Source organism: Mesorhizobium sp. M4B.F.Ca.ET.089.01.1.1, from assembly GCF_004022605.1.
GTDB lineage: Bacteria > Pseudomonadota > Alphaproteobacteria > Rhizobiales > Rhizobiaceae > Mesorhizobium > Mesorhizobium abyssinicae.
The window spans coordinates 1-10,831 of sequence record NZ_RZOS01000180.1 but is presented as its reverse complement, the minus strand read 5'-3'; the positions used below and the strand labels follow the sequence as shown (position 1 = coordinate 10,831).

The window sequence follows — 10,831 nt, the reverse complement described above, 5'->3', positions numbered from 1 at the left end:
GAAGGCATCGGCGGCCCGTTCCTGGCCGGCGAAGCGGGCGAGGCCGTCATTCCAAAGATCGCTCAGACGGAAGAGATCCTGCTTCAGCGCATCGGACATCGGGAACGGCTCGACGCGCACGCCGCAGCTCATCGGGCAGAGGTTGCGGAGCGCGGTGAAGCTCGAATGCATTTCGGCTGCGGCCGAGCGCGCCCAGGCACGCGCCCTGGCGTCCGCCGGCCACACGTCCTGATGGCGCTCGGCCAGATATTCGACGATGCTGAGCGAATCCCAGACCGCCCAGCCATCATCGACCAGGCACGGCACTCGGCCATTGGGCGAGAACGACCGAAAAAGGCTGAAACTGGATCCGGTCGGAAACGGCGTCAGTCGCTCCTCGAAGGGAATGTCGAGAGTGCGCATCAGCACCCATGGCCGCAGCGACCAGGAGGAATAGTTCTTGTTGCCAATGTGCAGAACGTACATCGGGCGCGCCCCTCCTCGTTTCATGCAGTTCCGGACGGAAAACCGCTTCTATCTTGCCGCCGGCGCCGGTTGGCGAACCTCGCGCCCCCTGAACATCGACCAGCTGTACATCGCCAGTGCCGTCCAGATCAGCCCGAAGGCGACGGCCTGCGTTGTGCCGAACGGCTCGTTGAAGGCCAGCACGGCGATCAGGAAGACCATGGTCGGCGCGATGTACTGCATGATGCCGATGGTGGAGAGGCGCAACAGCCTGGCGCCGAAGGCGAAGAGCAGAAGCGGCACGGCGGTGACCGGGCCGCAGCCGATCAGCAGCGCGGTATCGGTGCCGTTGCCCGAGACGAAATGGTCCTGCCCGGTGGCGATCAGGTAGGCGATATAGCAAAGCGCCGGCACCGACAGCAAAAGCACTTCGAGCAAAAAGCCCTGGCTCGGGCCGATCGGCAGCGTCTTGCGGAAGAAGCCGTAGGCGGCGAACGAGAAGGCCAGCGCCAGCGACACCCAGGGCAGCTTGCCGGCCTCGATTGTGAGCACCATCACCGCGATCGCCGCCAGCACCACCGCGGCGATCTGCAGCCGGTCGAGCCGCTCGCCGAGCAGCACCGCGCCGACGACGACCACCACCAGCGGGTTGATGTAATAGCCGAGCGCGGTCTCGACGGTGCGGTCGACGGATATCGCCCAGACATAGATGCCCCAGTTGATCGAGATCAGCACCGCCGTCAGCGCCGCCATGGCGATGCTTTTCGGCGAACGGATCGCCGCCTTGAAATCGGCTGTGCGGCCGGCCCAGACCAGCACGCATGCCGCGATCGGCACCGACCAGACGATACGGTGGGAGATGACCTCGATCAGCGGCAGATGCGCGACAGCCTTCATGTAGAAGGGCAGCAGCCCCCACAGCAGATAGGCGCCCAGCGCCAGGAGGAAGCCGCGGCGGGCCTTGGCGTCTGCATCGAGCTGATCGGGTTCGGTAGCCATGGCCCAACGCTATGCGCCAGACGCCCGCCCAAGACCATCGCAAATTGCTGATGGATCAATGGACTTTCTGTGATGGTTCAACCTACTCCGCCGCCACCAGCCCGGCCATGTCGCGGTTCTTCATCAGCTTGTAGATGATCGAATCCATCAGCGCCTGGAAAGAGGCATCGATGATGTTTTCCGACACGCCGACCGTCCACCAGCGGGCGCCGCTGGAATCGTGCGATTCGATCAGCACGCGCGTGATGGCCTCGGTGCCGCCGTTGAGGATACGCACCTTGAAGTCGGCAAGCTCGAGGTCGCCGATCTCGTTCTGGTATTTGCCGAGATCCTTGCGGAGCGCGATGTCGAGCGCGTTGACCGGGCCGTGGCCTTCGGCCACCGACATCTTCTCCTCGCCATCGACCATCACCTTGACGATCGCCTCCGACACCGTCTTCAGCTGGCCGTTGGCGTCGAAGCGCCGCTCGACCATGCAGCGGAACGAGGTGACGTTGAAGAACTCCGGCAGGCCGTGCAGCATCTTGCGGGCGAGCAGCTCGAAGGAGGCGTCGGCGCCCTCATAGGCATAGCCCGAGGCCTCGCGTTCCTTGACCACGGCGATCAGCGCATCGAGCCGATGATCGTCCTTCGGGACGTCGATGCCGCGCCGCTTCAGCTCGGCGAGGAAATTGGCCTTGCCGCCCTGGTCGGAGACCATGACGCGGCGGCGGTTGCCGACGGCTTCCGGCGGCACATGCTCGTAGGTCGCCGGCTCCTTGGCCAGCGCCGAGGCATGGATGCCGGCCTTGGTGGCGAAAGCGGAAGCGCCGACATAGGGCGCCTGGGCTTCCGGCGCGCGGTTCAGCAATTCGTCGAAGGCGCGCGACAGGCGCGAGATGCCGGTCAGCGCCTCGGCCGAAATGCTGGTTTCGAAGCGGTCGGCGAAGGCCGGTTTCAGCGAAAGCGTCGGCACGATCGAGATCAAATTGGCGTTGCCGCAGCGCTCGCCGATGCCGTTCAGCGTGCCCTGGATCTGGCGCACGCCGGCCTCGACGGCGGCCAGCGAATTGGCTACCGCCTGGCCGGTGTCGTCATGGGCATGGATGCCGAGATGCTCGCCCGGAATGCCGGCGGCGATCACCGTCTCGACGATGGCGCGCACTTCCGAAGGTTGCGTGCCGCCATTGGTGTCGCACAGCACCACCCAGCGCGCGCCGGCATCGTAGGCGGTCCTGGCGCAGGCAAGCGCGTAGGCGGGATTGGCCTTGAAGCCGTCGAAGAAATGCTCGCAGTCGACCATCGCTTCCTTGCCGACGGCGACCGCCGTCTCGACCGACACCTTAATCGAGTCGAGGTTCTCCTCGTTGGTGCAGCCGAGCGCGACACGCACATGATAGTCCCAGCTCTTGGCGACGAAGCAGATTGCATCCGATGTCGACTGCACGAGCGCCGCCAGCCCCGGATCATTGGAGGCCGAGACGCCTGCCCGCTTGGTCATGCCGAAGGCGACGAACTTTGCCCGCGCCGTTCGCTTCTGCTGGAAGAAGGCGGTGTCGGTCGGGTTGGCGCCGGGGTAGCCGCCCTCGACATAGTCGATGCCGAACTCGTCCAGCAGCTTGGCGATGGCGATCTTGTCCTCGACGGAAAAGTCGATGCCCGGCGTCTGCTGGCCGTCGCGCAGGGTGGTGTCGAAGAGGAACAGTCTTTCTTTTTTCATGATGACAAGGCGCTTGAGCACCCCCCTCTGGCCTGCCGGCCATCTCCCCCGCAAGGGGGGAGATCGGCAGCCTTGCCAACGGCGCTCGTCCTGCAGCGTCGGCGATTGGCGAAAGCGAAGGCGATATCCAATCTCCCCCCTTGCGGGGGAGATGTCCGGAAGGACAGAGGGGGGTGGGACGGAAAGCCGTACATCGACTAGTTCTTCCCCGCAAACCCATCCGTCGCCCGGATCAGGCGATCCAAGATCCCCGGCTCCGAGTAAGCATGGCCGGCGCCTTCAATGAGATGGAAATCCGCCTTCGGCCAGGCCTTGTGGAGCGCCCAGGCGTAGCGCGCCGGGCACGGCATGTCGTAGCGGCCGTGGACGATGGTGCCGGGGATATCCTTCAGCTTCCAGGCGTCGCGCAGCAACTGCCCCTCCTCGAGCCAGCCGGCATGGACGAAGTAATGGTTCTCGATGCGGGCGAAGGCGACGGCGTAGTCGTCCTCGCCGAACTTGCCGCTGGTTTCCGGCTCCGGCAAGAGCGTGATCGTCTCGCCTTCCCACAGGCTCCAGGCAAGCGCGGCCTCGACCTGTGCCTTGCGGTCGGAGCCGACCAGCCGCTTGCGATAGGCGGCCATCATGTCGCCGCGCTCGGCTTCCGGGATCGGCGCCAGGAAACGCTCCCATTTGTCGGGGAACATCTCGGACACGCCGAACTGATAGTACCATTCGAGCTCGGCGCGCGTCAGCGTGTAGATGCCGCGCACGACGAGTTCGCTCACCCGCTCAGGATGCGTCTCGGCATAGGCGAGCGCCAGCGTCGAACCCCACGAGCCGCCGAACACAAGCCATTTGTCGAAGCCCGCCATTTCGCGCAGGCGCTCGATATCGGCGACGAGATGCCAGGTGGTGTTGGCCTCCAGCGAGGCGTTTGGCGTCGATTTCCCGCAGCCGCGCTGGTCGAAGAGGATGACGTCGTAGAGCTTGGGATCGAACAGCCGCCGATGCTTTGGCGATATGGTGCCGCCCGGGCCGCCGTGCAGGAAGACTGCCGGCTTGGCACCTTTGGTGCCGGAGCGCTCCCAGTAGACGGTGTGGCCATTGCCGACATCGAGCATGCCCGACTCGAACGGTTCGATCTCCGGATAGAGGGTACGCATGGAGCCGCCGGCGATCGTCATAGTTTCAAGCCCTGCTGCGGCCAGTTGGCCGTCTCGTGATCGGGATGCTGGAAGGAGATGATCTGCTCCTGCCGTCGATAGAAGTCGGAGTCCTCATGGATCGGCGCTTCGAAGATCTTTTCCACCCAGGGCAGCCGCACCGCGTAGTTGACCTGGATCTGCGGCGCGAGGTCGGAGCGGTCGTCGAAGGCGCCGATGGCGATCTCCAATTGGCCCTGCTGGCGGTAGGTCATCGGCGTGCCGCAACGGGCGCAGAAGCCGCGATCGATGTTGACGGAGGACTGGAAGTAGCTCGGCTCCTCATGGGTCCATTCGACGCCATCCTTCGGCACCGTCACCAGCGCCCCGAAGAAGGAGCCGAACTGCTTCTGGCACATGCGGCAATGGCAGATGGACGGGCGCCCGAGCGCGCCCTTGATGCGAAAGCGCACGGCGCCGCATTGGCAGCCGCCGGTTCGAACGGTGTCGGTCATGATCTTTCCTCCGGCGGCCATTGGTCGGTGTCGTGGTCGGGGTGCTGATAGGAGACGAGCTCGGCCAGATAAGGCGCCGAGCCGATGTCGGCCATCGTGTCCTCGCCCGGCAATTTCGGGATCGTATCGACGTAAGGCAGCTTCGCTTCGGTGCCCCACTGGATGGTGGGCGCGATGCCGGCCGGATCGTCGAAGGCGGCGATCGCCAGCGCCATGCCGTCGGGCGCCTCGAAGGTCAGCGGCGTGCCGCACTCGGCGCAGAAGCCGCGCCATGCTGCGCTGGAAGAACGAAAGCGCTTGGGCTCGCCGCGCGTCCATTCGACCCTGGCGCCGCGCACCGAGACCAGCGGCAGATAGAAATTGCCGCTCGCCTTCTGGCACATGCGGCAATGGCAGATCGAGGCATCGCCCAGCGCGCCCTCGACGCGGAAGCGCACCGCGCCGCATTGGCAGCCGCCTGTATAGACCGGCCGGTTGTCGAGGCTCATGACTCACTCCAATTCATGGCCGATCACTCCGGATCATGGCAGACCGCCTCGACGTTGTTGCCGTCGGGATCGAAGACGAAGGCGCCATAGTAGTTCGGATGATAGTGCGGGCGGAGCCCCGGGCCGCCATTGTCCCTGCCGCCGGCGGCAAGGGCTTCGGCATGGAAGGCATCGACCTCGGCGCGGCTGCGCGCGGTGAAGGCCACATGCTGGTGATCCTTCGGCTTGTCCTTGCCCGAGCTCAGCCAGAACACCGGCCGGTCGCGGCCATAACCGCCGACCTTGGCGCCGCCGGTGTATTCGGTGGGCACCATGTAAAGCAGCGAAGCGCCGAGCGGCGCCATCGCCTTGTCGTAAAAGGCCTTCGAGGCGTCGAAATCGGAAACGGTGATGCCGAGATGGTCGATCATGGAACTGCCTCCCTTGTCGGTTCGCGCGCCGGCCTATCGGCGCCGGCGAGGCCAGCCTCGATCACGATGTGCTGGCAGACATTGTCGATATCGCGGATGACGTCGTCGTTCCAGAAGCGCAGGATGGTCCAGCCGAGCGCTTCAAGCTTCGCGGTTCGCGCAGCATCGGATGCGGAGACGTCAGGCGACGCATGCTGAGAGCCGTCCAGTTCAACGATCAGCTTCTTGCTGGGGCAGGCAAAATCCACGATGTAGCCAGCTATCGGCATCTGACGTCGGAACGCCATTCCCATCAGCCTATCAGCACGCACCTCATTCCAAAGCTTCAGCTCGGCATCGGTCATCGCCTTGCGCATCTTGCGCGCATTGCCGCGTTTGGCGGGAGATACCCGATGATGGGTCATCGCGAGGCCCCCCTCTCTGCCCTGCCGGGCATCTCCCCCTCAAGGGGGGAGATCGGCAGCTTCGCCGACGGCGCTCCACTTTCCACCTCGGTGATTGGCGAAAGCCAAGCCAACGTCCAATCTCCCCCCTTGAGGGGGAGATGTCCGGCAGGACAGAGAGGGGGGCCTCGCTCCAACCTCTCCAATCCTGCTATCCGAGCGCCCAACCTCACCTTTTGATCTCCCACGTAGTCACACGCTCGCCGGTGACAGGATCCTTACCGTCCTTCAGCTGCACGCCCTGCGCCAGAAGCTCGTCGCGGATGCGGTCGGCCTCGGCCCAGTTCTTCCCGGCGATCAGCGCCAGGCGTTTGGCGATGGCCTTGGCGATGGCCGCCTCGTCCACCTCGGCCGTGCCGACATCGAAGCCGAGGAAGGCGAGCGCGGCCTTCAGCGACGCGGCGGCATCGTTGCCTTCCGCCGCCTCGCCGGCAAGCTGCGTCAACTGCTGGAAGGCGGCATAGGTCGCGAGATCGTCGGACAGCGCCGCCACGACCTCCGCCGGCAATTGCCCGGCCGCCGGCGCCAAATCCGAGGCGCGCTTCCACTTGCGCAGCGTGTTCTCCGCTTCCTCCAGCTTGCGCACCGAGAAGTCGATCGGCTCTCGGTAATGCGTCATCAGCATCGCCAGCCGCAGCACTTCGCCCGGCCATTTGCGGCCGCCGAAGGTCTCGGTCTCCAGCAGCTCATGGATCGAGTAGAAATTGCCGAGGCTCTTCGACATCTTCTGGCCCTCGACCTGAAGGAAGCCGTTGTGCATCCACACGTTGGCCATCACCTCGGTGCCGTGGGCGCAGCGCGACTGGGCGATCTCGTTTTCATGGTGCGGGAAGATCAGGTCGAGGCCGCCGCCATGGATGTCGAAGACCTCACCGAGGTAGGCGGCTGACATGGCCGAGCATTCGATGTGCCAGCCCGGCCGGCCCCTGCCCCACGGGCTTTCCCAGCCCGGCTCTTCGGGCGAGGACAGTTTCCACAGGACGAAATCGCCAGGGTTCTTCTTGTGCGCGTCGACGGCGATGCGGGCGCCGGCCTGCTGTTCGTCGAGATTGCGCTTCGACAGATCGCCGTAGTCGGGCATCGAGGCGGTGTCGAACAGCACCTCACCCTGCGCCTGATAGGCGTGGCCGCGGCCGATCAGGCGCTCGATCAGCGTGATCATGTCGGCCTTGCCGTCCGGCCTCGGCAGGACGAATTCGGTGGCTCGCGGCTCGAAGGTCGGCGGGAGGCAGCCGAGCGTCGCGACATCCTTGTGGTACTGGTCGGCGGTCTTCTCCGTCACACGACGGATCGCCTCGTTGAGCGACAGCTTGCCCGACGCGATCTCGGCGCCGAAATCGCGCAGCGCGCGGGCGTTGATCTTGTCGTCGACATCCGTGATGTTGCGCACATACGTGACGTGGCTCTCGCCATAGAGTTGGCGCAACAGACGGAACAGCACGTCGAAGACGATTACAGGCCGCGCATTGCCGATGTGGGCAAAGTCGTAGACCGTCGGGCCGCACACATACATGCGCACATTCTGCGGATCGATGGGGACGAAATCGTCCTGCGTCCGCGTCAGCGTGTTGTAGAGGCTGAGACCCTTCGATGCGTCAGACATGCGTGCCCTTCCGATCCCTTGGATTTGGACGGAGCCTTCCTTGCGCCAAGGCGCAAACCGGGCTCCAGCCTGCTGGCCGGGGCGTTTGTCCAATCTGGGGAAAGATGAGGCGAAAACGTCCGGACCAGCGCGAGGCTAGTCAATAATGCAAATGCCACAAATGGCGAAAAACGTTTTCATGCGCGGCTTTATCGCCTTGCCGGGTGTTGCCGTCAAGTCGCAACTTTGAGCAAACGAGTCGCCGGGTCACGGCTTATGAGGCACTGAAACATTTTATTAAACATGTCGGCACAGTGATGAAACATTCGCCGGCTAGATCGCCAGGCGTCACGATTTGGTCGGAATCGGCCATCAAACGCGGACACGCAAATGTTACCAGGGAAGAGACCAATGCCACGAAGCAAGCAGGAACCGAGCCGCGCCAAGCAACCGGCGCTCGCCAACCAATATCGGGCGATCGGACCGGCCGCGATCGTCGCCGCCCTTCTGCACACCGCCAAGAAGAAGAAGCCGGCACAGAAGATCATCTCGCCGCGCGCCGCCTGAAACGGCACGACCGGTGCAGCCTCCGATGATGGGGGCGCCGGCGATGAGGGCTCGACCAAGCGCCCTGGAAATGAAGGCCTCGACGGGCTTCGCTAGAATAGCGTCATCTGACTGTCGTCCGCGCCGGACTTCTGGCGCCTGACCTTCTCGGCTTGCGGCCCGACAATGCCCCGCTCCTGAATCTCCGGCCCGGTGTTGGCGACCTTGTTGACAAGGTCGGAAACCGGGACAGCTTCGAAGAAATCGGGTTCGGCCGGCCGCAACAGGTCGGCGACGTCGCGCGGCTCCTGCACGCGGCAATCCAGCCAGCGGGCAAAGTCGCGCTCCTCGATCACCACCGGCATGCGGTCGTGGATATGGGCGATGCCCGAACTGGCACGGGCGGTGAGGATGGCGCCGGTGTCCATCTCGGAGCCGCCCGGCTCGGCATAGGTCTCGATCAGTCCGGCGAAAGCGACGAGGCCGCCATGCCTGGGACGGATCCAGTAGGGCTGGCCCTTCGAACCACCTTCCCCCTTGTCCCCGGCTTGCCGCCATTCATAGAAGCCGGAGGCCGGCACCAAGGCGCGGCGATGGCGCATGGCGGTCTTGAACGACGCCTTTTGCGCCGCTCCCTCGGAGCGGGCGTTGAACAGCAGCGGAAACTCCCTGGTGTCCTTGACCCAGGTCGGAATCAGCCCCCAGCGTACCAGCATCGGCTGGCGGTCCGGCAAATTCGAGCCCGGCGCCCTTGGCGGACCGGCAAGCACCATCAGCACCGGTTGCGTCGGCGCGATGTTGTAGCGGGCCGGAAACGTCTCCAATTCCGCTAGGCCGAGAAAGGCTGCGGTCTGCTCCGGCGTGGCGGTCAGGGCAAAGCGTCCGCACATGGATTTCGGCTCTTCGATTGGGGATCGCCATGAAAGTGGCGATGGAACCACGGCACTGCAACGGCTAAAGCTGTCCGGTCCACAACCAAGCTGACAGACGAAGCGGCCCCAAGCGCATGAAAGAAGCTCGCAAGATCATCCCGGCCGTTTCCGTCGCGATCGTGCGCGGCGACAAGGTCCTTCTGGTCAAGCGGGCACGGCCGCCGTCGCAAGGGCTCTATGCCTATCCGGGCGGCAAGGTCGAGCCCGGCGAGACGCTGTCGCAAGCGGCGGCGCGCGAGCTCGAGGAGGAAACCGGACTGCTGGCCCATGGCTACCGCCCGCTGCGCGACATCCACATCGATGGCAGCGGTGAGAATCACGCGGTCGACTATCTGCTGACCGTGTTCGGCGCGGCTTACGCCGGCGGCGAGCCGGTGGCCAGCGACGATGCCGAGACGGCGGCCTTCTATACGCTGGCCGAGATGGCCACCATGCCGCTGGCGGGAGACGTTTTCGAGGTGGCGGAGGAATTGCTGGGGGCTCGGGGAAATACAGGACCGTAGGGTCGCGAAAATCGCCTTGCAGGCGACAAGATGTTTCGCCACAAAGCCTTATCCTCGTCACGACAAGGACCTGATGACCCGCGCCTCACCCTTCCTTGCCGCATGGCTTGCCGCCTGCATGACGCTGACGGCTTGGCCGGCGCTCGCCGCCGAGGCGCCGTTCGAGCCTGGGCTGATGCGGCTGGCGGAAGTGCTGGGATCGCTTCATTTCCTGCGCAATCTCTGCGGCGAGAAGGGCGACCAGTGGCGGGTCGAAATGGAAAAGCTGCTGGCATCGGAAAACCCCGACCCTGAGCGGCGCGCCCGCTTCATCGCTTCGTTCAACCGCGGCTACCGTTCCTTCGGCGGCACCTACACGCAATGCACGGCCTCGGCGACGGAAGCCATCAGCCGCTACATGAAGGAAGGCGAGACGCTGTCGCGCGACATCGCCTCGCGCTACGGCAACTGACGGCGTCCGGCCTCCCGCCCCCTCGCCACCCACAGGTTTTCAGAACCAGCGCTTGTCTATGCCGCCATCTTGGTGCAATCCTTATGTTGCACTTCTGCAACAGCGTTAACGAAACGTTACGGCGCGGATGTGAAATTAACTCAAACTGAAGGTTTTGGTGCCGCTCGCCGGCCTAATCGGCTAAGTTTGGAAACTATCGAACGCAGGCTTTTGCAACGCGACGGATTTTGGCGGGTACGACCCCAAAAATGTCGTATTTACAAACGGTTACTCAAGCCTGCGTGTGAAAGGGACAGCCCAGGCCCGATCCGCACAACGGATCGTCGCTTGAACAGGGTGGACATCGCAATGGAACATGCCGTCAACGACATCGACGCGTTGGTCAGGGAGGAGAAGCGCCTGACCGCCGTGGAGAGCCACAGCGAGGCGTGGGCGGAAGGGTTGTCGGCCGGCATCGAGCCGGAAATCATCGCCGAGGCAGCGCTTGAAACCGCGTTTGGCGAGATGCTGCGCGCCAATGGCGAGACCTCGGCTCTTGCCCTGCTCGACCGCATGCGTGAAAAGGTGATCGCCGGCCTAATCGGCTAAGTTTGGAAACTATCGAACGCAGGCTTTTGCAACGCGACGGATTTTGGCGGGTACGACCCCAAAAATGTCGTATTTACAAACGGTTACTCAAGCCTGCGTGTGAAAGG

Annotated in this window: 14 protein-coding genes; 4 read left to right on the top strand and 10 right to left on the bottom strand. The window is 64.2% G+C overall.

Translation table 11 applies throughout. From position 1 onward, the window contains the following. From EN780_RS17995 to cysS, 9 genes are all read right to left on the bottom strand, one after another. A partial coding sequence (locus tag EN780_RS17995) for a glutathione S-transferase (RefSeq protein WP_133372636.1) occupies window positions 1–465 on the bottom strand: 465 nt, incomplete at its 3' end. A gap of 48 nt (window positions 466–513) precedes the next feature. After that, window positions 514–1,443, bottom strand: coding sequence for an EamA family transporter RarD (rarD, locus tag EN780_RS17990; RefSeq protein WP_128274880.1), 930 nt, complete (start codon window positions 1,441–1,443; stop codon window positions 514–516). Between the two features lie 82 nt (window positions 1,444–1,525). Then, window positions 1,526–3,142 carry a citramalate synthase gene (gene cimA / locus EN780_RS17985; protein WP_128274879.1) on the bottom strand — a complete coding sequence of 539 codons (1,617 nt, stop codon included), beginning with the start codon at window positions 3,140–3,142 and terminating at the stop codon, window positions 1,526–1,528. A 197-nt stretch (window positions 3,143–3,339) separates the two neighbouring features. After that, window positions 3,340–4,287 (bottom strand): prolyl aminopeptidase, encoded by a 948-nt coding sequence (gene pip, locus EN780_RS17975; RefSeq protein ID WP_245478302.1) that lies wholly within the window; start codon window positions 4,285–4,287, stop codon window positions 3,340–3,342. A 17-nt stretch (window positions 4,288–4,304) separates the two neighbouring features. Continuing rightward, entirely contained in the window at window positions 4,305–4,781 is a 477-nt protein-coding gene (locus EN780_RS17970) for a GFA family protein (RefSeq protein WP_127393286.1), read from the bottom strand. Next, complete coding sequence (locus EN780_RS17965) at window positions 4,778–5,269, bottom strand: GFA family protein (RefSeq protein WP_127393285.1); 492 nt, start codon at window positions 5,267–5,269, stop codon at window positions 4,778–4,780. Before EN780_RS17965 ends, EN780_RS17970 begins: the two co-directional genes overlap by 4 nt. Before the next feature lie 23 nt (window positions 5,270–5,292). Further along, window positions 5,293–5,679 (bottom strand): VOC family protein, encoded by a 387-nt coding sequence (locus EN780_RS17960; protein ID WP_128274878.1) that lies wholly within the window; start codon window positions 5,677–5,679, stop codon window positions 5,293–5,295. Continuing rightward, window positions 5,676–6,035 (bottom strand): endonuclease domain-containing protein, encoded by a 360-nt coding sequence (locus EN780_RS17955; RefSeq protein WP_245478299.1) that lies wholly within the window; start codon window positions 6,033–6,035, stop codon window positions 5,676–5,678. The genes EN780_RS17960 and EN780_RS17955 overlap by 4 nt, the downstream gene beginning before the upstream one ends. Window positions 6,036–6,291: 256 nt before the next feature. Then, the gene (gene cysS, locus EN780_RS17945) at window positions 6,292–7,725 is read right to left on the bottom strand and encodes a cysteine--tRNA ligase (protein ID WP_128274877.1); all 1,434 of its coding nucleotides are present in this window, start codon (window positions 7,723–7,725) and stop codon (window positions 6,292–6,294) included. 390 nt (window positions 7,726–8,115) lie between these two features. On the opposite strand from cysS, the gene EN780_RS17940 reads away from it, so the two are divergent. After that, window positions 8,116–8,271 carry a hypothetical protein gene (locus EN780_RS17940; protein WP_127286319.1) on the top strand — a complete coding sequence of 52 codons (156 nt, stop codon included), beginning with the start codon at window positions 8,116–8,118 and terminating at the stop codon, window positions 8,269–8,271. Window positions 8,272–8,363: 92 nt separating this feature from the next. Here the strand turns inward: EN780_RS17940 and EN780_RS17935 are convergent, their stop codons facing one another. Further along, window positions 8,364–9,140 carry an SOS response-associated peptidase gene (locus EN780_RS17935; protein WP_127286318.1) on the bottom strand — a complete coding sequence of 259 codons (777 nt, stop codon included), beginning with the start codon at window positions 9,138–9,140 and terminating at the stop codon, window positions 8,364–8,366. 116 nt (window positions 9,141–9,256) lie between these two features. Between EN780_RS17935 and EN780_RS17930 the strand changes: the two genes are divergently transcribed. The 3 genes from EN780_RS17930 (at window position 9,257) to EN780_RS17920 (ending at window position 10,724) form a co-directional block, all read left to right on the top strand. Continuing rightward, window positions 9,257–9,685, top strand: coding sequence for an NUDIX hydrolase (locus EN780_RS17930; RefSeq protein ID WP_127311623.1), 429 nt, complete (start codon window positions 9,257–9,259; stop codon window positions 9,683–9,685). Window positions 9,686–9,758: 73 nt separating this feature from the next. Beyond that, window positions 9,759–10,136 (top strand): TIGR02301 family protein, encoded by a 378-nt coding sequence (locus tag EN780_RS17925; RefSeq protein ID WP_127284267.1) that lies wholly within the window; start codon window positions 9,759–9,761, stop codon window positions 10,134–10,136. A gap of 348 nt (window positions 10,137–10,484) precedes the next feature. Further along, window positions 10,485–10,724 carry a hypothetical protein gene (locus EN780_RS17920; RefSeq protein ID WP_128274876.1) on the top strand — a complete coding sequence of 80 codons (240 nt, stop codon included), beginning with the start codon at window positions 10,485–10,487 and terminating at the stop codon, window positions 10,722–10,724. Window positions 10,725–10,831 lie beyond the last annotated feature (107 nt).